Annotated in this window: 20 protein-coding genes; 10 read left to right on the top strand and 10 right to left on the bottom strand. The window is 72.7% G+C overall.

Annotated features, from left to right (window positions below; genetic code table 11):
- The 8 genes from AKI01S_RS37790 to AKI01S_RS51250 all read right to left on the bottom strand — a co-directional run bounded on the left by AKI01S_RS37790 (nucleotide 1) and on the right by AKI01S_RS51250 (nucleotide 5,407).
- Nucleotides 1–339 carry a hypothetical protein gene (locus AKI01S_RS37790; RefSeq protein WP_067829287.1) on the bottom strand — a complete coding sequence of 113 codons (339 nt, stop codon included), beginning with the start codon at nucleotides 337–339 and terminating at the stop codon, nucleotides 1–3.
- A 10-nt stretch (nucleotides 340–349) separates the two neighbouring features.
- A complete protein-coding gene (gene hisH, locus AKI01S_RS37785; RefSeq protein WP_067829284.1) occupies nucleotides 350–994 on the bottom strand; it encodes an imidazole glycerol phosphate synthase subunit HisH in 645 nt (214 codons plus the stop codon).
- Nucleotides 991–1,161, bottom strand: a complete 171-nt coding sequence (locus tag AKI01S_RS52045) for a CG2302 family histidine operon protein (protein WP_169814086.1) — start codon at nucleotides 1,159–1,161, stop codon at nucleotides 991–993. The genes hisH and AKI01S_RS52045 overlap by 4 nt, the downstream gene beginning before the upstream one ends.
- 2 nt (nucleotides 1,162–1,163) lie before the next feature.
- Nucleotides 1,164–1,757, bottom strand: a complete 594-nt coding sequence (hisB, locus tag AKI01S_RS37780) for an imidazoleglycerol-phosphate dehydratase HisB (RefSeq protein WP_067829281.1) — start codon at nucleotides 1,755–1,757, stop codon at nucleotides 1,164–1,166.
- 70 nt (nucleotides 1,758–1,827) lie between these two features.
- A complete protein-coding gene (locus tag AKI01S_RS37775; protein ID WP_067829278.1) occupies nucleotides 1,828–2,916 on the bottom strand; it encodes a histidinol-phosphate transaminase in 1,089 nt (362 codons plus the stop codon).
- Entirely contained in the window at nucleotides 2,913–4,292 is a 1,380-nt protein-coding gene (hisD, locus tag AKI01S_RS37770; protein ID WP_084000648.1) for a histidinol dehydrogenase, read from the bottom strand. The genes AKI01S_RS37775 and hisD overlap by 4 nt, the downstream gene beginning before the upstream one ends.
- Before the next feature lie 88 nt (nucleotides 4,293–4,380).
- Nucleotides 4,381–5,193: a PhzF family phenazine biosynthesis protein gene (locus AKI01S_RS37765; protein ID WP_067829275.1), complete on the bottom strand. Its 813-nt coding sequence runs from the start codon at nucleotides 5,191–5,193 to the stop codon at nucleotides 4,381–4,383.
- 40 nt (nucleotides 5,194–5,233) lie between these two features.
- Entirely contained in the window at nucleotides 5,234–5,407 is a 174-nt protein-coding gene (locus AKI01S_RS51250; RefSeq protein WP_157420456.1) for a hypothetical protein, read from the bottom strand.
- 252 nt (nucleotides 5,408–5,659) lie between these two features.
- On the opposite strand from AKI01S_RS51250, the gene AKI01S_RS37760 reads away from it, so the two are divergent.
- The gene (locus AKI01S_RS37760) at nucleotides 5,660–6,322 is read left to right on the top strand and encodes an LON peptidase substrate-binding domain-containing protein (protein WP_067829272.1); all 663 of its coding nucleotides are present in this window, start codon (nucleotides 5,660–5,662) and stop codon (nucleotides 6,320–6,322) included.
- 211 nt (nucleotides 6,323–6,533) lie between these two features.
- A complete protein-coding gene (gene ybaK, locus AKI01S_RS37755) occupies nucleotides 6,534–7,043 on the top strand; it encodes a Cys-tRNA(Pro) deacylase (protein ID WP_067829269.1) in 510 nt (169 codons plus the stop codon).
- Here the strand turns inward: ybaK and AKI01S_RS51245 are convergent.
- Complete coding sequence (locus AKI01S_RS51245; RefSeq protein ID WP_245681940.1) at nucleotides 6,927–7,529, bottom strand: hypothetical protein; 603 nt, start codon at nucleotides 7,527–7,529, stop codon at nucleotides 6,927–6,929. The genes ybaK and AKI01S_RS51245 overlap by 117 nt on opposite strands.
- Before the next feature lie 167 nt (nucleotides 7,530–7,696).
- Here AKI01S_RS51245 and AKI01S_RS37750 point away from each other — a divergent pair, with 167 nt between their 5' ends.
- Nucleotides 7,697–8,410: a DUF6882 domain-containing protein gene (locus AKI01S_RS37750; protein ID WP_067829266.1), complete on the top strand. Its 714-nt coding sequence runs from the start codon at nucleotides 7,697–7,699 to the stop codon at nucleotides 8,408–8,410.
- Nucleotides 8,411–8,515: 105 nt separating this feature from the next.
- A complete protein-coding gene (locus tag AKI01S_RS37745; protein WP_067829264.1) occupies nucleotides 8,516–9,415 on the top strand; it encodes an LLM class flavin-dependent oxidoreductase in 900 nt (299 codons plus the stop codon).
- Nucleotides 9,416–9,479: 64 nt separating this feature from the next.
- Here AKI01S_RS37745 and dnaE read toward each other — a convergent pair whose 3' ends face one another.
- Nucleotides 9,480–13,010 (bottom strand): DNA polymerase III subunit alpha, encoded by a 3,531-nt coding sequence (gene dnaE, locus AKI01S_RS37740; protein WP_067829261.1) that lies wholly within the window; start codon nucleotides 13,008–13,010, stop codon nucleotides 9,480–9,482.
- A 769-nt stretch (nucleotides 13,011–13,779) separates the two neighbouring features.
- Here dnaE and AKI01S_RS37735 point away from each other — a divergent pair.
- From AKI01S_RS37735 to AKI01S_RS37710, 6 genes are all read left to right on the top strand, one after another.
- Entirely contained in the window at nucleotides 13,780–15,174 is a 1,395-nt protein-coding gene (locus AKI01S_RS37735; RefSeq protein WP_067829258.1) for a pyridoxal phosphate-dependent decarboxylase family protein, read from the top strand.
- Nucleotides 15,171–16,775, top strand: coding sequence for a phenylacetate--CoA ligase family protein (locus tag AKI01S_RS37730; RefSeq protein WP_067829255.1), 1,605 nt, complete (start codon nucleotides 15,171–15,173; stop codon nucleotides 16,773–16,775). The genes AKI01S_RS37735 and AKI01S_RS37730 overlap by 4 nt, the downstream gene beginning before the upstream one ends.
- An 82-nt stretch (nucleotides 16,776–16,857) precedes the next feature.
- Entirely contained in the window at nucleotides 16,858–17,412 is a 555-nt protein-coding gene (locus AKI01S_RS37725) for a DUF8788 domain-containing protein (RefSeq protein ID WP_067829252.1), read from the top strand.
- A 21-nt stretch (nucleotides 17,413–17,433) separates the two neighbouring features.
- The gene (locus AKI01S_RS37720; protein ID WP_067829248.1) at nucleotides 17,434–18,219 is read left to right on the top strand and encodes a DUF8788 domain-containing protein; all 786 of its coding nucleotides are present in this window, start codon (nucleotides 17,434–17,436) and stop codon (nucleotides 18,217–18,219) included.
- A gap of 55 nt (nucleotides 18,220–18,274) precedes the next feature.
- On the top strand, nucleotides 18,275–18,733 hold the full coding sequence (locus tag AKI01S_RS37715) for a DUF8788 domain-containing protein (protein WP_067829245.1): 459 nt from the start codon (nucleotides 18,275–18,277) through the stop codon (nucleotides 18,731–18,733).
- Nucleotides 18,730–19,278 carry a DUF8788 domain-containing protein gene (locus AKI01S_RS37710; protein WP_067829242.1) on the top strand — a complete coding sequence of 183 codons (549 nt, stop codon included), beginning with the start codon at nucleotides 18,730–18,732 and terminating at the stop codon, nucleotides 19,276–19,278. Before AKI01S_RS37715 ends, AKI01S_RS37710 begins: the two co-directional genes overlap by 4 nt.
- The last annotated feature ends 197 nt before the right edge of the window (nucleotides 19,279–19,475 follow it).

The following is a 19,475-nucleotide window of genomic DNA, read 5'->3' as shown; positions in this document are numbered from 1 at the left end:
TCAGCGGCGGCGGTCGAAGACGAGCGTGACGAACACCGGGACGAGGAACGCCGACAGGGCCAGCAGCGCCAGCCGCGCCGTCCACGACGGCCACAGGATCCAGCCCGCGACCTGCACGGCGAGGAAGACCCCGAGCACGGCGCGGTTCTGGGCGCGGCGGCGGCGCGCGAGCACCCCGCCCTGCCGCCGGTAGCGGACGGGCTTCGGCACGAGCGCCAGGAGCCGTGCGCGCCGGCGGCGGCGCTCGGCGGCCCTGGCGTTCCGCGCGGCCTGCTCGGCCGCCGCCTTCGCGGCGGCGGCCTCACGTTCGGCGCGGCGCCGGGCCCGCTCCTTACTCATCCGGGGAGGCTCACTCGACGGTGTCGAGCCAGTTCGCGAGAAGCTGCGCCCCGGCGTCGCCGGACTTCTCGGGGTGGAACTGGGTGGCGCACAGCGCGCCGTTCTCCACGGCCGCGACGAACCGGTCGCCGTGCTCGGCCCAGGTGACCAGCGGCGGGGTCAGGCGGCCGGTCGGGTCGGGCTCCAGTTCCCAGCGGCGCACCCCGTAGGAGTGGACGAAGTAGAACCGGGCGCCCGCGTCCATGCCCGCGAACAGCCGGGTGCCCTCGGGGGCGTCGACGGTGTTCCAGCCCATGTGCGGCAGGATCGCCGCGCCGTCGAGGCGTTCGACGGTGCCGGGCCACTCGGCGCAGCCCTCGGTGGTGACGCCGTGCTCGACGCCCTTGCCGAACAGGATCTGCATGCCGACGCAGATGCCGAGGACCGGGCGGCCCCCGGCCAGGCGGCGGCCGATGATCTGCTCGCCGCGCACGCCCCGCAGGCCCGCCATGCAGGCCGCGAACGCGCCGACGCCGGGAACGACCAGGCCGTCGGCGTCCAGCGCGGCGTCCCAGTCGGAGGTGACGGTGACGTCCACGCCGTGCCGGGCGACGGCGCGCTCGGCCGAGCGCAGGTTGCCCGACCCGTAGTCCAGGATGACGATCTTCTTGCTCATCCCCACATCACTCCCCCGGCGGCCGCCATCGCCGCCAGCACCAGCACCACCAGCGCGGCGATCCTCAGTCCCTGCTTGACGAAGCTGATCACGCCCATCAGCAGGAACACCGCCAGGCCGAACAGCAGGATGTTGGCGTAGCTCAGTTCGACTCCGCCGATCTCCACGGCTACAGGGCCCCCTTGGTGGAGGGGACGCCGTGGACCTTCGGGTCGAACGCGACCGCGTCGCGCAGCGCCCGCGCCAGGGCCTTGAACTGGGCCTCGACGATGTGGTGGGCGTTGCGGCCGTAGGGCACGTTGATGTGCAGGGCGACCTGGGCGTTCGACACGAACGACTCGAAGACGTGCCGGGTCATGGTCGTGTCGTACTCGGGGCCGATCATCGGGGCCATGCCCTCGGGCTCGGAGTGCACCAGGTAGGGGCGGCCGGACACGTCCACCACGACCTGCGCCAGCGCCTCGTCCAGGGGCACCATGGCGTCGGCGAACCGGTGGATGCCGACCTTGTCGCCGAGGGCCTGCCGGAACGCCTGGCCGAGGGCGATGGCGGTGTCCTCGATGGTGTGGTGGCTGTCGATGTGCAGGTCGCCGGTGGTCTTGACGGTCAGGTCGAACGAGCCGTGCTTGCCGAGCTGGGCCAGCATGTGGTCGAAGAACCCCACGCCGGTCGCCACGTCGACCTCACCGGTCCCGTCCAGGTCGATCTCGACGAGGACACTCGTCTCCTTCGTGCCTCGCTCGACCCTGCCCTTGCGGCTCATGCACTCTCCTCGACTGGCGGCCCGCCGGTGCGCGGGCCGCGCGACTGCTGTGTGTCCTGGTTCGCCCCGCTCACCGGGACTCCTTCAAAGCGTCACGGAAGGCGGCCATCTCGTCCGGGGTGCCGACGCTCACCCGCAGCCACTCGGGCGGTCCCACCTCCCGGATCAGCACGCCGCGGATCAGCAGGCTCTGCCAGACCTGCCGGCGGTCCGGGAACGTCCCGAACAGCACGAAGTTGGCGTCGGAGTCGGCCACCGCGAATCCCTCGCCGCGCAGCCACCCCACCAGGGCGTCGCGCTCGGCGCGCAGGGTGTCCACGGTGCCCAGCAGCTCCTCGCGGAACGCCAGGGCGGTGCGGGCGACCGCCTGGGTGACGGCCGACAGGTGGTACGGCAGCCGCACCAGCAGCAGCGCCTCGACCACGGCCGGGTCGGCGGCCAGGTAGCCCAGCCGCGTCCCGGCCATCGCGAACGCCTTCGACATCGTCCGGGTGACGATCAGCCGCGGGTGCCCCTCCAGCAGGGTCAGCGCCGACGGCGTGCCCTCCCGGCGGAACTCCCCGTAGGCCTCGTCCACCACGACCATGCCGGGCGCGGCGTCCAGGACCGCCTCGATCGTCTCCAACGGTAGGGCCGTGCCGGTCGGATTGTTCGGGGACGTGAGGAACACCACGTCCGGCCGGTGCTCGGCGACCGCCGCGACGGCGCGTCCGGGCTCCAGGCCGAAGTCCTCGTCGCGGTGGGCGTCGATCCAGCGGGTCCCCGACACCTCCGTGATGATCGGGTGCATCGAGTAGGACGGCTCGAAGCCCAGCGCGGTGCGGCCGGGCCCGCCGAACGCCTGCAGGATCTGCTGGATGATCTCGTTGGAGCCGTTGGCGGCCCACACCCGGTCGGCGGTCAGGCCGGCGCCGGGGGTGTCGGCGTTGAGGAACGCCGCCAGGTCCTCGCGCAGCGCGACGGCGTCGCGGTCGGGGTAGCGGTTCAGCGACCCGGCGACGTCCATGACCGCCTCGCCGAGGGCCTTCACCAGGCGGTCGGACGGCGGGTAGGGGTTCTCGTTGGTGTTGAGGGCGTACGGGACGTCCAGCTGGGGCGCGCCGTAGGCCTTCTTCCCGCGGAGATCGTCCCGGATGGGCAGATCTTCCAAAGACGTCATGACCGCGGCGCCTCCTCCGTCGCCGCCGCGGTGCGGTCCGCGTCGCCGCCGCCGTGTCCGCCGGTGGGGGGCGCCGGGACCTCCCAGTCGAAGCGGGCCTTCAGGGCCGCGCCGTGGGCGGGCAGGTCCTCGGCCTCGGCGAGCACCACCACGCGGGCGGTGGCCTCGGCGAGGGCCTGCTCGTCGTACTCCACGACGTGGATGCCGCGCAGGAACGACTGGACCGACAGGCCCGAGGAGTGGCAGGCGCAGCCGCCGGTGGGCAGCACGTGGTTGGACCCGGCCAGGTAGTCGCCCAGCGAGACCGGCGCGTGCGGGCCGACGAAGATCGCTCCGGCGTTGCGGACGCGGGCGGCGACCGCGGCGGCGTCGGCGGTCTGGATCTCCAGGTGCTCGGCGGCGTAGGCGTCCACGACCTTCAGGCCCGCCTCGACGTCGTCCACCAGCACGATCCCGGACTGGCGTCCGGCGAGGGCCTCGGTGATCCGTTCGGTGTGCCGGGTGCGGGCGACCTGGACGCGCAGCTCGGCCTCCACCGCGTCGGCCAGCGCGACCGAGTCGGTGACCAGCACGGCGGCGGCCAGCGGGTCGTGCTCGGCCTGGCTGATCAGGTCGGCCGCGACGTGCACCGGGACGGCGGTGTCGTCGGCCAGGATCGCGATCTCGGTGGGACCGGCCTCGGAGTCGATGCCGATCACGCCCTTGAGCAGGCGCTTGGCGGCGGCGACCCAGATGTTGCCGGGGCCGGTGACCAGGTCGGCGCGCGGGCACTCCTCGGTGCCGTAGGCGAACATCGCGATCGCCTGCGCGCCGCCCGCCGCGTGGACCTCCTCGACGCCCAGCAGCGCGCACGCCGCCAGGATCGTCGGGTGCGGCAGCCCGCCGTGCTCCTTCTGGGCGGGCGAGGTGACGGCCAGGGAGGCGACCCCGGCCTCCTGCGCGGGCACGACGTTCATGACCACGCTGGACGGGTACACGGCGCGGCCGCCCGGGACGTACAGGCCGACGCGGCCCACCGGGACCCAGCGTTCGGTGACCCTGCCGCCGGGGACGACCCGGGTCGTGGTGTCGGTGCGGCGCTGGTCGCGGTGGACCAGGCGGGCCCGGCGGATCGACTCCTCCAGGGCGTCGCGAACGGCGGGGTCGAGCTCGCGCAGCGCGCGGTGGATCTCCTCGACGGGGACGCGGGTGCGCTCCAGCTCCACGCCGTCGAAGTCCCTGGTGTACTCCCGGACCGCCGCCGCGCCGCGATGGCGCACGTCCTCGCAGATCGGCCGCACCTTCTCCAGGGCGGCCTCGACGTCGAGTTCGGCGCGGGGCAGCACGTCGCGCAGGTCGCCCGGGAGCGAGCCGCGCAGGTCGATACGGGAAATCACCCGACCAGTCTACGGATCGTGTCCATCCTCCGCGCATCGTCTCACCTGCCGAGACACCGGCGTGGCGATCATCGGGCCGGCCGGCCGGTCACTCCGTGAGCGTGCCGTCCAGGACGGTGACGGCGCGTCCCGACAGCAGGACGCGGTCGCCGCGCAGCCGGGTGCCGACCAGGCCGCCGCGCGCGGACGCCTGGTAGCCGGTCAGCTCGTCGCGGCCCAGCCGGGCGGCCCAGAACGGGGCCAGCGCGCAGTGCGCCGACCCGGTCACCGGATCCTCGCCGTCGCCCTCCAGGATGCGGGCGGCGAAGAACCGGGAGACGAAGTCGTGCCCCTGGCCGGGGGCCGCGGCGGCGGTGGGGACCACGCCGCGGGCGTCGATCCGGGCGAGGGCGGCGATGTCGGGGGTCAGTTCGCGGACGGTCCGCTCGTCGGCGACCTCGACGATCACGTCCTGCTCGGCGTTGCGGCCGGTCCAGCCGATCGGCACGCCCAGCGCCTCGGCCAGCCCGTCGGGGGCGGGGGCCGGTTCCGGCGGGCGGGCGGGGAAGTCCATCTCCAGGCCGCCGTCGGCGGTGCGGGCCACGGTGAGCACGCCGCTGCGCAGCGTGCGGAACCGGACGGGGCGGTCGGGCGGGACGGTTCCGGTGGCGTAGAGGGCGTGCGCGGTGGCCAGGGTGGCGTGGCCGCACAAGGCGACCTCCACCACGGGGGTGAACCAGCGCAGCTCGAAGTCGGCGTCCGCGTCGGCCAGGGGCCGGACGAAGGCGGTCTCGGAGTGCCGCATCTCGGCGGCGACCCGCTGCATCCAGGCGGGGTCGGCGGGGGCCTCCAGCAGGCAGACCCCGGCGGGGTTGCCACCGAACGGGCGGTCGGTGAAGGCGTCGACGATCAGCATCCTCATGATCGGCACCCTAGCCGCCGCCCGTCCGGCGGCGGGGCCGTCAGATCCGGCCGGTGAGGCGACCGGTGAGACGGCTGAGCGGCGGCGTCTCCTCGCGCGGCGCGGGCCGGTCGGCGAAGCGCGCCTCCCAGCGGCGCGGGCAGGCCACGATCCAGCCGAGGACGAACCCGACCACCAGGCTCGCCGCGGCGAGAATGACAACGTTGAGCCACATACGGCGTTCTCCACACTCATTCCGGGAGGCGAACCTCCCAGGTAGGGGACGACCGTAACGGGACGCGTGACCGCCGGAGGCGCGATCGGGGGAAGCTGACCCACTGTGACCACATCGGCATGCCCCGTTCGGGTGGTGGCCACGTTCAGACTGTGGCAAATCCGGCATTCTGCGATCATCGAACGGGACGTAGGCTGGGCCGGGAGGGCGCCCGCGGCCGGACGCGCCCCGGACCACGAGCGAGGATCTGTCGTGACCGAGCGGCTGCCGCTGTTCCCGCTGGGCACCGTGCTGTTCCCGGGCCTGGTGCTGCCGCTGCACCTGTTCGAGGACCGCTACCGCCGGCTGGTCGCCGATCTGCTGGAACGTCCCGAGCCGCGCCGGTTCGGGGTGGTCGGCATCGAGCTGGGCCACGAGGTCGGCAACGAGGCCGCGCGCCGTCTCGCCGAGGTCGGCTGCGTCGCCGAGCTGCGCGAGGTCTCCCCTCGCCCCGGCGGGCGCTACGACATCGTCACCGTCGGCTCCCGCCGGTTCCGCCTCAAGGAGGTCGACCGGGGCCGCCCCTACCTGCGGGGCGAGGTGGAGTTCCTGCCGGAGGAGGGCGGGGCCGACCCGGAGCGGGCCGCGCACCGGGCCCGGCGGCTGTTCCACCTGTACCGGCACCGGCTGGCGGCGGCGGGCGCCGAGGTCGCCGAGCCGCTCGACCTGCCCGGCGACCCGGTGCGGCTGTCGTACCTGATCGCGGCGGCGGTGGTGCTGGACCAGCACGACAAGCAGCGGCTGCTGGCCGCCGAGGACGCCACCGTGCGGCTGCGGACCGAGAGCGACCTGCTGGCGCGGGAGAACCGGCTGCTGGAGACGCTGCCGACCGTTCCGGCCGGGCAGTTCCTCGACGGGGCGTTCCACCCCAACTAGCCCGTGTTCCAAAACCCTGGCCCACGGCGCTCGCCCGGGGGCTCGCACCTGACCAGGTCTTGGCGGGCGCGACATCGCTTCGCGATCTGACCCGCGGGCCCGCAGGTCAGGGAACGCGCTCGCGTGCGTGGCCCGGCTCCCTTCGAAACAGGCCCTGGCCCGCGCCGGGGGTTCGCCTGCGAGCCAAGATCGTCGCGGGCAGACTGGGGGCATGAGCGCCAAGTCGAAGTCCGCCAGGAACGGCGGGGGGAAGGGCACGCCCGCCACCGTCGCCGCGACCAGGGCCCGCGTCGAGTTCAGTCTGCACTCCTACGAGGTGGACCCGGACGCCGAGTCCTACGGGCAGGCCGCCGCCGACGCGCTGGGGGTCCCGCGCGAGCGGCTGTTCAAGACGCTGCTGGCCGAGGTGGACGGCCGGCTCACCGTGGGGGTCGTGCCGGTGTCGGCGACGCTGGACCTGAAGGCCCTGGCCGCCGCCGTCGGGGGCAAGAGGGCGCAGATGGCCGAGCCGCAGGACGCCGAACGCGCCACCGGCTACGTCGTCGGCGGGATCAGCCCGCTCGGGCAGCGCAAGCGGCTGCCGACGGTGCTGGACGCGTCGCTGTCAGCGTTCCCCACCGTCTACGTCTCGGCCGGTCGGCGCGGACTCCAGATCGAGCTCGCGCCCGCCGACCTGGTCCGGCTCACCGACGGCAGGCTCGCCGACATCGCCCGCCGGTAGGCGCTTGACCACCAGCTCCAGCACCGCGTACGCGCCGACGGCCAGCAGCGGCCACACCACCGCCAGGCCGGTGGCGCGCAGCTCGGCGACACCGGTCACCGTCGCGCCCTCGGCGGCGGCGCGCACCGCCTGCTCGAACGCCGCCAGCCCGATCCGGTGACCGGTGAACGCCGCCAGCGCCGAGGCCGCCAGCCCGCCGACGGCCAGGCCCGCCAGCAGCGGGACGTCGTTGCCGCGCCCGCCGCGCAGGTAGGCCAGCGCGCCGCACAGCAGCCCGGCCGCCGCGCCGACCAGCGCGAACCGCCCGTCCACCCCGATGGGGCCCTGCCCCTCGGGGTCGGCCAGCAGCGTCTGGCCGCGCACCACGACATAGGTCACCTTCGGGGACAGCGCCGCCCACGCCAGCCCCGCGAACGGGCCCAGCAGCGCCACGACGGCCGAGGTGACCGCCCAGGTCGCCCAGGCCCTCCCGGTCGGTCCCCGCACCTGTCCGCGCCCCTCCCGCCGTCGCCGTCCACGGCGCCGTCCGCCGCGCCGTCCACTAACCCATTCCGCCAGCGAAAGACTAGCCCGCCCAGGTCAGCCGATCGACCACCACCGGCTGCCCGATTCTCGCCCCCGAGCGGCCCGTTTGTTGGGATAATGTGCGCGACATGTCCGGTTTCTCGCCCGCCTTCGAACGCCTCGGCGCCGCCCTCGCCGCGGTCGTCCTCCAGCAGCAGGAGACCCTGGCCGAGTTCCTGCCGCGCGAGGACTGGAGCGCCGACCTGACCGCCCGCAGCTACGCCAGTGGCGGCGTCACGGTGCGGGTGTCGCTGCTGGGCAGCTACGCCGCCCGCGAGCGCACCTGGCTGTGGGGCTGGGCCAACCCGCAGTTCGGCGACGACCACCCCGCCGTCGCCCCCACCCTGCGGATCCGCGAGCTGGGCGGGCGGCTGGGCATCCCCGAGTTCACCACCCCCGAGATCGACCTCGGCTGGTACACCGGACCGGCCGGGCACGGCGGCGAGCTGGTCGCGATGGCCGCGGGCGGGGTGCTCGGCGGCGGCGGGTACATCGGCGCGGGCTACGACGGCGGCTCGGCCTACCTGCACGTCGACGACCCGCAGGCGCCGCCCGCCGCCTGGGACCCGGTCCCGGTGCCCCGGCTGCTGATGAACGCCGCCAGCCTCTTCCCCCGCGACCCGCGCCTCACCCTGGCCCGGCTGCTCAGCCACCACCGCGTCCCCTACCGGGAGACCGACGGCGTCACCGAGGTCCCGCTGCCCGGCGGCGGCACCGCCCGCGCCCACTTCGACGCCCTGGGCCGCTTCCTGGACTGGGAGGCCGAGCTCAGCCCCGCCGGGCTCTCCCCCACCGGTCCCTGACCCCCGGGTCCCCGATCCGGACCCGCGCGGACCCCCGTATCCGCGGGCCCGCCGCCCGTACCCTCACGGATTCGCCGCCCCATCCTGATCGCTAACGTCGGCGGCATGACGACCACCCACACCTTCGGCATCCAGCTCGCCCCCGAGGCGGCCACCCTCGACACCTTCCGCGCCCTGGCCCGCCAGGCCGACCGTTCCGGACTGGACCTGCTCGGCGTCCAGGACCACCCCTACGCCGCCGGGCTCGCCGACACCTTCTCCGTCATGGCGACCGTGCTGGCCGAGACCGAGCGGCTGCGCGTGTTCCCCGACGTCGCCAGCCTCCCGATGCGCGGGCCCGGCGTGCTGGCCAAGCAGTCCGCCACCCTGGACCTGCTGAGCGGCGGCCGGTTCGAGCTGGCGCTGGGCGCGGGCGCGTTCTGGCCCGCGATCGCCGCCATGGGCGGCCCCTCCCGCACCAACCCCGAGGCGCTGCGCGCGCTGGCGGAGGCCACCGAGATCATCCGGGCGATGTGGCGGGCCGGGGAGACCGTGAGGGTCACCGGCGAGCACTACACCGTCAAGGGCGTCCACGCCGGGCCCGCGCCCGCCCACGAGGTCGGGATCTGGTACGGCAGCGTCGGCCCGCGCGCCCACGCCCTCACCGGCCGCCTCGCCGACGGCTGGGCCGCGCCCATCCCCCACTACCTGCCCTACGAGAAGTGGCGCGAGTCGCAGGACATCATCACCGGCGCCGCCGCCGAGGCCGGCCGCGACCCGGCCGCGATCACGCGCATGGCGCAGCTGGTCGGCGACGTCACCGCCGAGCCCGGCCGGGTCCGGCTGGAGGGCGAGGAGCCGATCCGCACCGACGCGGCGGGCTGGGCGCGGGTGCTGGCGGACCTGGCCGCCGAGACCGGCTTCGACGCGTTCGTGTACTGGCCCGAGCACGCCGACGAGACCCAGGTGCGGCGCTGGGCCGAGGAGGTCGTCCCCGCCACCCGCGAGCTGCTCGGCGCCTCCTGAACGCGGACGGCCGCGCGGAACGCGTCCGCGCGGCCGGATCGGCGGTCTCCGGCAGGCGGGGCCGCTACACCAGGCAGGAGGGGCCCAGCAGCTGCTTGAGGTCGCCCATCAGCGCCGGGGACGGGGCCACCCGCAGGCGGTCGTCCAGCCGCACCACGGTGGTGCGGGGGCCGTTCTGCAGGTGCAGGTGGACCTCCGAGGTGCCCGGGTGCGAGACCAGCACCTCCTTCAGGCCCTTGACCACCGGCGGCGTGCAGCGGCTCAGCGGCAGCTGCACCGCCACCGGGCCGGTCGCGTCGGTGATCGTCAGGTCCGGCTGGGTGACCTCCATCGCGATGATCTTGGCGACGTCCTCGCGCCGGTCCAGCCGGCCCTTCACCACCAGCACCGCGTCCTCGGCCAGCAGCGTCGAGCACAGCTGGTAGGACGACGGGAAGCACATCACCTCGATCACACCCGACAGGTCCTCCAGGCTGAACATCGCCCAGGAGTTGCCGGTCTTGGTGACCTTGCGCTGGAGGCCCGACAGCAGGCCCGCGACGGTCACGACCTGCCCGTCGGGGCGCTCGCCCTCGGTCAGCGACGCGATCTGGGCGTCGGCCTCGCGCTCCAGGATGTGCTCGATGCCCAGCAGCGGGTGGTCGGAGACGTACAGGCCGAGCATCTCCCGCTCGAACGACAGCAGGGTGGCCTTCTCCCACTCCTCGTTCTCGGGGATGGCGACCGCGAACGCGTCCGGCCCGCCGTCGTCCTCCAGCGCCCCGAACAGCGAGTCCTGGCCGACCGCCTCCTTGCGCTTGATGTCGATGACCGAGTCGATCGCCTGCTCGTGCACCATCACCAGCGCCTTGCGCTGGTGGCCGAGCTCGTCGAACGCGCCCGCCTTGATCAGCGACTCGATGGTGCGCTTGTTGCAGACCTGGGAGGGGACCTTGTTGAGGAAGTCGTTGAAGTCGGTGTAGGCGCCCTTCTCCCGGCGCGCCTGCACGATGCCGTCCACGACGTTGGCGCCGACGTTGCGGACCGCCGACAGGCCGAAGCGGATCTCGGTGTCCCCCATGGGGGTGAAGTCGGCGTTGGAGGTGTTGACGTCCGGCGGGAGCACCTTCAGGCCCATGCGGCGGCACTCGTTCAGGTACAGGGCGCTCTTGTCCTTGTCGTCGCCGACGGAGGTCAGCAGCGCCGCCATGTACTCGGCCGGGTAGTTGGCCTTCAGGTAGGCGGTCCAGTACGACACCAGGCCGTACCCGGCGGTGTGCGCCTTGTTGAACGCGTAGTCGGAGAACGGGACCAGGATGTCCCACAGCGTCTTGATCGCCTGGTCGGAGTAGCCGTTGGCCCGCATGCCCTCGCTGAACGGCTTGAACTCGGCGTCCAGGACCTCCTTCTTCTTCTTGCCCATCGCGCGGCGCAGCAGGTCCGCCTTGCCGAGCGAGTAGCCCGCCAGCTTCTGCGCGATGGCCATGACCTGCTCCTGGTACACGATCAGGCCGTGGGTCGTGTCGAGGATGTCCCGGAGCGGCTCCTCCAGCTCGGGGTGGATCGGGGTGATGTCCTGCTGGCCGTTCTTGCGGAGCGCGTAGTTGGTGTGGGAGTTGGCGCCCATGGGGCCCGGCCGGTACAGCGCGAGGGCCGCGGAGATGTCCTCGAAGTTGTCGGGCTTCATCAGCCGCAGCAGCGAGCGCATGCCGCCGCCGTCCAGCTGGAAGATGCCGAGGGTGTCGCCGCGCGCCAGCAGCTCGTAGGCCTTGCGGTTGTCCAGCGGCAGTTCGAGCAGGTCGATCTTCTCGTTCTTGTTCTGCTCGATGTACCGCAGCGCGTCCTGCATGATCGTCAGGTTGCGCAGGCCGAGGAAGTCCATCTTGAGCAGGCCGAGCGTCTCGCAGGTCGGGTAGTCGAACTGCGTGATGATCGCCCCGTCGGCGTCCCGGCGCATGATCGGGATGTGGTCGGTCAGCGGCTCCGCCGACATGATCACGCCGGCGGCGTGCACGCCGGTCTGCCGGATCAGGCCCTCCAGGCCCTGCGCCAGGTCGAGGACCTGCTTGACGTCGGGGTCCTCCTCGTAGAGCTTGCGCAACTCGCCGGCCTCGTTGTAGCGCGGGTGCTTGTCGTCGAAGATGCCCGACAGCGGGATGTCCTTGCCCATCACGGCGGGCGGGAACGCCTTGGAGATCCGGTCGCCCAGCGCGTAGGGGAAGCCGAGGACGCGGCCGGCGTCCTTCACGGCCGCCTTCGCCTTGATGGTGCCGAACGTGGCGATCATCGCGACCTTGTCCGAGCCCCACCGCTCGGTGGTGTACTTGATCGCCTCGGCGCGCCCGGCTTCGTCGAAGTCCACGTCGATGTCGGGCATGGACACGCGCTCGGGGTTGAGGAACCGCTCGAAGATCAGGCCGTGCGGCAGCGGGTCCAGGTCGGTGATGCCGAGGGCGTAGGCCACCAGCGACCCGGCGGCCGAGCCGCGGCCCGGGCCCACGGCGATGCCGTTGTTCTTGGACCACATGATGAAGTCCGCCACGACCAGGAAGTACGAGGGGAACCCCATCTGGCAGATGATGTCCATCTCGTACTCGGCCTGCTTGCGGTGCTCCTCGTCGTACCCGTCGGGGAAGCGCCGCTCCATGCCCCGCCACACTTCCTTGCGGAACCAGGACTCCTCGGTCTCCCCCTCGGGCACCGGGAACTTGGGCATGAGGTTGCGGTACTCGAACATCCCCGCCGGATCGACCTTCTCGGCGATCAGCAGGGTGTTCCGGCAGCCCTCGGCCCAGATGTCGGAGGAGTCGATCGACCGCATCTCGTCGGCGGTCTTGATGTAGTAGCCGCTGCCGTCGAACCGGAACCGGTCGGGGTCGGCCAGCTGCTTGCCGACCTGCACGCACAGCAGCGCGTCGTGCGCGGTGGCCTCGGACTCGTGGGTGTAGTGCGAGTCGTTGGTGACCACCGGCGGGATGTTCAGCCTCTTGCCGATCTCGACCAGGCCGTCGCGGACCCGGCGTTCGATCTCCAGGCCGTGGTCCATCAGCTCCAGGAAGTAGTTCTCCTTGCCGAAGATGTCCTGGAAGGTGCCGGCGGCCTTGAGCGCCTCGTCGAACTGCCCGAGCCGCAGCCGCGTCTGGATCTTGCCCGAGGGGCAGCCGGTGGTGGCCATCAGGCCCGCGGAGTGCTCGGCCAGCAGCTCCTCGTCCATGCGGGCGTACTTGAAGACGAAGCCCTCCATGTAGGAGCGGCTCGACAGCTTGAACAGGTTGTGCAGGCCCTGCTTGTTCCGCGCCCAGATCGTCTTGTGGTTGATGAGGCCGCCGCCGGAGACGTCGTCGCGCTTCTGGCTGGGCTCGCCCCAGGTCACCTTCTTCTTGTGGAAGCGGGACTCGGGGGCCATGTAGGCCTCGATGCCGATGATCGGGGTGATCCCGGCGGCCATCGCCTGCCGGTGGAAGTCGTAGGCGCCGTGCATGTTGCCGTGGTCGGTCATCGCGATCGCCGGCATCTTCTGCCGGCTGACCTCTTCGAACATCTGCTTCAACCGAGCGGCCCCGTCGAGCATGGAGTACTCGGTATGCACATGGAGATGAACGAACGAGTCCGCCACGACTGCCTGGCCTCCTACTGAGCTGAGCATGCTGAGCGCCCACGCGCCGTGTGGCGCGTGGCGGCTGGGTCCGGTCCCGGGGGAAGATCGCCACCCTGGCCCTACCTCCGGGATGACGCGGCTCTGAGAGCCTAACGCGCCGCACCGACAGCCCGCGCCCGGACACTCCGACGCCCGCTGCGTCCCTTCCGCACCACACGCCGCCAACGGGCGGACACGCTCCCTTCGTGACAGTGTGCGCTTGTCCCGTAACACACGGTGTCCATCAGGGGAACCCTGGCGCGGACGCCACCAAAATCAACTAACCGCCGGTGCGGCATGTCCGAAAATTGGCAACCTCGCGGAGGCGAGCCTCCGACACGCCCGCCACGGAGCCCCCTCATGCCCGATTCGCCCCTTTCATTGGTGTTCACCAAATGAAATTCGATGCCATTAGCCGACGTTAGCGCGCACCCTAATACCCACCCCCCGTCCTGAATTGGTCAATACCTGTAAGGCTCTCTGTCAACCTGCCTAAGATGCCGCTGCCTCCACATTCACGCCCACCACGTCAGCGGGAGGAACCTCGCTCGTGACACGTCCCTCTCCCGAAGTTCAGAACCCCGCCATCCTCCCGCCGGATTCCGGCGGCCGTCCTCTGGCCGGCTCCGACATGGAGTCGGTCTTCGATCCGGAGCGTTTTCGCGAAAACATTTCGAATATCACCCCCAGACTGGAGCGATATCTCGCCGACCGCTCGACCCGGGGCCTGGACCTCGTCGATCCGGCGGTGCTGACCAAGGCCGCCCGGGGCCTGATGACGACCGAACGCGACCGGATCGCCGACTTCGACGCCGACCGGCTGAACCAGATCGTCGACCTGTACACCAGCACCGGGATCCACGTGTACTCGCCCGGCTACATGGGCCGGCAGTTCTCCGGCGTGGTGCCGCTGGCGGGCCTGGTCGACCTGGTCAGCTCGGTGGTCAACCAGCCGTCCACGTTCTACGAGGCGGGCCAGCTCCCCAACGTGGCCGAACGCCTCATGGCCGAGGAGCTGGGCCGCCTCATCGGCTGGGACCCCGACCGGCTCGCCATGGTCACCACCTCCGGCGGCTCGCTGGCCAACCTCACCGCCCTGCTGGCCGCCCGCAACCGCGCGTTCCCGGGGATGCTGGCGGGCGGCGCCGCCGACGTCCGGGACGGGATCCCCGCCGTCGCGGTCAGCGAGGAGGTCCACTACAGCGTGACCCGGGCCGCCGGGGTGCTGGGCGTCGGCGAACGCCAGATCGTCCGGCTGCCGGTGGACCGGTCCGGGCGGGTGCGCGCCGACCGGGTGGCCCCCGCCCTGGACGCCGCCCACCGCCGCGGCCTGCGGGTGTTCTGCCTGGTCGCCTCCGCCGGGACCACCTCGATGGGCGCGTTCGACCCGCTCGCCGAGCTGGCCGCGGTGACCCGGCCGCGCGGGATCTGGCTGCACGTGGACGGCGCGCACGGCGCGAGCCTGCTGGTGTCGCGGCGGCACCGCGACCGGCTGCGCGGGATCGAGCACGCCGACTCGCTGACCTGGGACGCGCACAAGATGCTGTTCGTCCCGGCCCCCTGCACGCTGCTGTTCTACCGCGACGGCGCGGAGGCGCGCGGCGCGTTCGGGCGGCCGCCGGGCGGGCGGGGCGCCAGCTACGTCTTCGACGAGGAACCCGACGTCTACAGCGCCCTCGACAGCGGCGACCAGAACTTCGAGTGCACCAAACGCCCGATGATCATGCCGCTGTGGACGCTCTGGGCGGTGTACGGCCCCGCCCTGTTCGAGCGGAAGATCGACCGGCTGTGCGCGACGACCCGGCACGCCTGCCGGATGCTGCGGTCCGAACCGGATTTCGACGTCCTGCACGAGCCGGAGGCCAACATCCTGTGCTTCCGGTACCGCCCGGCCGACCTGGAGCCGTCCGCCCTGCACCGGCTCCAGCTGGCCGTCCGCCACCGGCTGCGCGGCGACGGCCGCTTCTTCGTCTCCAAGGTCGACGTCGGCGGCGTGGCCGCGCTGCGGGTGGTGCTGATGAACCACCGGATCAACACCGCGCACCTGGCCCAGCTCATCACCGAGATCAGAACGACCGGGCAGCGCGTGCTGCGCGAGGAGGCGGCGGCCCCCGGCCCCCGCGCGGAGAGGAGTCCCCGATGACGCTGACGACGATGCCGACGGCCGCAGGGCGCCCGGCCCACCCGAACGGCGCCGCGAACGGTGCCGCGAACGGCGCGGACCGCGCCGCGGCGCGGGCGCTGGCCGAACGGCTGATCCCCGAGGGGGAGCTGCGGCCCCGCTCGGTCGACGACGTGGCGGCGCTGCCCGCGTTCGCCGACAAGCTGGAACGGTGCGGGCGGATGGCGGGCGTCCCCTACTGCGCGGCCCCGCACCACCTCCAGGACGCGCTGGTGCTGCGGCGCCTCCAGCAGATCGTCAACATCGCGCTGCTCAACCCGCTGTGGCGGGAACGCCTGCACTACTTCGGCGTCACCGGGGCGCCCGCCGACCAGGCCGAGTGGGAGCGGATCCCGCTGTCGGACAAGACCGTGCAGCGCGACATGTTCATGGGCGCGCGGGCGGGCATGGTCGTGCCGATCGACCGGGGCGGCTTCGAGGTGGTGGCCAGCGGCGGCACCAGCGACGGCATGCCCCTGGAGATCGTCTACTCGCTGCGCGAGCTGCGCGACACCTACCGGATCGCGGGCGCGTTCATGGGCGCCTACCAGCTCGGCCGCTACCTGCGCGGCACCGACCCGAGATGGCTGTTCACCACGCTGGCCGACTACCAGATGTGGAGCAGCGGCACCATGGTCGGCGGCGTGCTGGCGCACGTGCCGGGCGTCAACTACATCGGCGCCGGCCCGGTCACCGCGCCGGTGCTGGAGCACATGTTCTCCTACCCCGGCCCCAAGGCGCTGATGGGCATCACGGCGGGCATCGCGATGCTGGCCGAGCTGGGCGCGAACATGCCCGCGCACGCCCGCGAGAGCTTCCGGGTCGCGATGTACGGCAGCGGGCTGCTGCCCCAGCGCAAACGCGCCGAGCTGCGCGCGGTCTACCCCAACGTGTCGGTCCTGTCCTACTTCGCCGCCACCCAGGCCGAGTGCGTCGGCCTCCAGCTCGACCACACCTCCCCCGAGCTGGCCACCGTGCCGGGCCTGCACCTGGTGGAGATCGTCGACGAGAACGGCCGGGCCGTCGCCGAGGGCGAGGAGGGCGAGCTGGTCGTCACCCGGCTGCACGCCAACGAGGCGCCGCTGCTGCGGCTCAAGCTCGGCGACCGGGTGATCCGCCGGTCCCCGCTGGACGGGCCGGGCCTGCGGACCGGGCGGTTCGAGTTCGCGGGCCGCACCGGCGACGTGCTGCACCTGGGCGACAGCCAGTACTCGGCGGTGCTCGCCTGCGGGGCGCTGCGGGCCGAGCTGCTGGCCGCGAGCGGCGTCGACCTGGACCACGTCGCCCACGACGTCCAGTTCGTCAACCACCGCGAGAGCCGGGCCCTCGCCCTGCTGGTGGCGGTCGACGACGCCGAGCACCTGACCGGCGCGGTGGAGGCGGCCCTCGGCGCGGCCGGGGCGCGCGGCCTGTTCGCCCGGGCGCTGCCGCGCGCGCTGTCGCTGTTCAACGACCGCGAGGCCACCCCCGAGTCCGTCGAGCGGAGCGGCTACGACTTCCGGCTGGCGTTCGTGCCGCGCGACTCCGCCGAGATCGAGCGCACCGCCGTCGGCAAGGTCCCGCTCGTCCGCGACCGGACCTGAGATGGCCCGCCCGCACGGCCCCCGCGGCCCGCCGCGCCGCCCCGCGCCCCCGCAGTCCTTGTCACCACAGACGGGAGAGACAGTGAATCCCAAGGTCAGCATCGTCGTCATGGTCGACGCCGTCGGGGCGTTGTCGGACCGGACGCTGCACAACGGCAACCTGTCGCTGGTCGACGACAGCCCCCTCGGCAGCCGTCACCGGGGCACCCCCGACCTGGTCACCGCGGTGCTCCCCGGCCAGGTCGTCCAGTGGACGCCGATCCACGTGGACGTGCAGACGCCGGTCGAGATCCACAACATCGAGTTCCTCACCGCCGGGGCGCCCGCCGAGCGTCCCGCGCCACCGGAGCCCGCCGTTCCCGGATACGCCGCGCCGCCCGACTACACCGCGCCGTCCGACCGTCCCGCACCCTCCGGCCACGCCGCCGAGGGCGTCCCGCTCCCCCACGCCCCGGGGCCGGCCCCCAGCGCCCTCGGCTCCAACGGCATCGAGAACCACGACCTGCTGGTGTGGGAGGGCTACGTCCCCCACCACATGGTCCCCGGCGTCCCCTACCGCTACCGGCTGTCGGTCAAGCTCCACGACGGCCCGCACAGCGTGCTGCACATCGACTCGCCCGCGCTGCTGCGCGTGTGACCTCTCCCGGAAGGCGGACTCATGGCCCAACAGCATGGGATCATCGTGCTCATCGACGTCGACAACGCGCTGCGGTCGCGGTCGCTCGACGGCAACGCGTACTGGTTCGACAACATGAGGTTCCTCGGCTCGACCGGGGAGGGCACCCGGAGCCTGGTGACGATCGTCCCGGGCGCCTACTTCCTCGACGGCTCCCAGGCCACCGAGCAGGTCCTCAACTGGCTGCCCGCCGCGCTGGGGGCGATCCCCCCGACGGTGCCCCGCAACTACCTCGCCGAACAGGCCCGGCAGAGCGACCGGGAGGCGCTGGCCGGGCTCGCCGACCTGGGCGGCGACGCCGGGTCGGGCGACCTGGAACGCCTGCGGGAGCAGGTCGGGCGGCGCGCCCGGCGGCCGCGCGGGCGGGGCAGCCGCAGCGTCACCACCGGCAAGGTCCTGGACGTCACCGGCCAGGTGGCCGGGGCCGACGCGGCCGCCTACAACTACCCCACCCCGGTGATCACCGACATCACCGGCCCCGCCGTCTCCGAGAAGATCATGTACCCGGCGCAGTACGCCTCGCCCGACATGGTCTACGACGGCTGGTACTGGGCGGCGACCGTGGACACCAGCCGCCCCGGCGTCTACCCCTACACGATGCACGTCCAGCTCCACGAGCTGGTCGAGCGCGACGCCGAGCTGGTGTGGGAGTCGGTGGACCTGACCTGCGAGTCCGCCCTCAAGATCATCAACGATCCCAAGCGCAACGCCTTCACCGGCGCGGGGGTGGGGCCGCTGCCCGTCCCGGCCGTCCCGCCCGGCCCCTGACCGCCCCGCGCGTCCCCGAGCACATGACCGAGGAGCCCCCGAGCGGAGGAGCAGCATGCCCCCGAGGACCAAGCCGGAGCGCCGCACCGCCCGGCCCGTGACGATCACCGCGGTGGTCGATCCCGTCGCCGCGCTGGCGTCGGGGAACCTGGACGAGAACCTCTACCTCTACGACACCAACCGGACCGAGGGGTCCACCGGGTTCGGCACGCCGGGCCTGCGGACCCGGGTGCGCAAGGGCGACACCCTGCTGTGGAACGTCCTCCCGCTGGAGTGCGAGACCTACGTCGCCATCGCCGACGTGGAGATCGACCCCCGGATCGCCGAGCCGGAGCGGCGGGTCTACCCCGGGACCGACATCGTGTTCTGGACCGCCACCGTCAAGCAGGACTCCGCCGAGCCGGTGGAGTACCGGCTGTCGTTCCTGCTGGGGGCCGTGACGGAGCCGTACACGGCCAAGGAGGCGCAGGCGCTGGTCGTCGGCCGCGCGAACGCCGGGAAGGAGCGCAAGTGAGCCAGTCGTACCACGCCGGGGACTTCTCCGACCGCGGACAGCTCAACTCGGTGCAGCTCAACGTCGTCACGCTGGTCGACATGGAGCGGGCCGCCGCCACGGAGTCGCTCGACGGCTGCCTGTACATGATGGACAACAGCATCGGCGGGGTCGGGCAGGGCACCGACCACCTGGAGACGGTCTGCAAGCAGGGCCAGGTCGTCAACTGGATCATCCGGCCGATCGACATGCACCGGCGGCCGGACGGCACCTGGCCCCCCATGCCGAAGATCAACAACCTGGTCTTCCTGGACGTCGAGAAGGGCGACGAGGACGACGTCGCCGAACGCCGGATCATGACCGAGCTCAAGGTCTACGGCGGTCCGGACCGCATGCGCGACAAGTACACGGCCGTCTACTACTACTGGGCGGGCGCCGTGATGAGCACCGCCCGGCCGGGGCTGTACCGCTACCGGTTCGTCCTGGAGCTGGAGAAGGAGCACGGCACCGATCGGCTGTACCTGAACTCGCCCCGGTACCCGGCCCTGCGGGTCCTGCCCGTCTGATCCCGTCCGCCCCGCCGGTCCGGGCCGGCGGGGCGGCCCCCGGGCGCGACGCCCACGAGCGTGAGGAGGATCGATGCCGGACGTGCCGGTGGTGAAGGTCGGTACGGCGGTGTTCGGCTCGGGCGCCCCGACGGTGGTCGCCGCGCTGCCCGTGGCGGAGTCCGCCGCGCGCGACGCGGCGGCGGCCGGCGCGGCGG

This window comes from Actinomadura kijaniata NBRC 14229 (assembly GCF_001552175.1).
GTDB classification, from domain to species: Bacteria; Actinomycetota; Actinomycetes; order Streptosporangiales; family Streptosporangiaceae; genus Spirillospora; species Spirillospora kijaniata.
The sequence above is the reverse complement of the archived record's forward strand: the minus strand, read 5'-3'. Positions and strand labels throughout refer to the sequence as shown.

Coding starts and splice junctions, on each gene's coding strand:
- AKI01S_RS37745 (WP_067829264.1), top strand. CDS start 8,516: ATGACGACCACCCACACCTTCGGCATCCAGCTCGCCCCCGAGGCGGCC.
- AKI01S_RS37715 (WP_067829245.1), top strand. CDS start 18,275: ATGCCCCCGAGGACCAAGCCGGAGCGCCGCACCGCCCGGCCCGTGACG.
- AKI01S_RS37790 (WP_067829287.1), bottom strand. CDS start 339: ATGAGTAAGGAGCGGGCCCGGCGCCGCGCCGAACGTGAGGCCGCCGCC.
- AKI01S_RS37720 (WP_067829248.1), top strand. CDS start 17,434: ATGGCCCAACAGCATGGGATCATCGTGCTCATCGACGTCGACAACGCG.
- AKI01S_RS51250 (WP_157420456.1), bottom strand. CDS start 5,407: ATGTGGCTCAACGTTGTCATTCTCGCCGCGGCGAGCCTGGTGGTCGGG.
- AKI01S_RS37750 (WP_067829266.1), top strand. CDS start 7,697: ATGTCCGGTTTCTCGCCCGCCTTCGAACGCCTCGGCGCCGCCCTCGCC.
- AKI01S_RS37765 (WP_067829275.1), bottom strand. CDS start 5,193: ATGAGGATGCTGATCGTCGACGCCTTCACCGACCGCCCGTTCGGTGGC.
- AKI01S_RS37730 (WP_067829255.1), top strand. CDS start 15,171: ATGACGCTGACGACGATGCCGACGGCCGCAGGGCGCCCGGCCCACCCG.
- hisB (WP_067829281.1), bottom strand. CDS start 1,757: ATGAGCCGCAAGGGCAGGGTCGAGCGAGGCACGAAGGAGACGAGTGTC.
- ybaK (WP_067829269.1), top strand. CDS start 6,534: ATGAGCGCCAAGTCGAAGTCCGCCAGGAACGGCGGGGGGAAGGGCACG.
- AKI01S_RS37775 (WP_067829278.1), bottom strand. CDS start 2,916: ATGACGTCTTTGGAAGATCTGCCCATCCGGGACGATCTCCGCGGGAAG.
- hisH (WP_067829284.1), bottom strand. CDS start 994: ATGAGCAAGAAGATCGTCATCCTGGACTACGGGTCGGGCAACCTGCGC.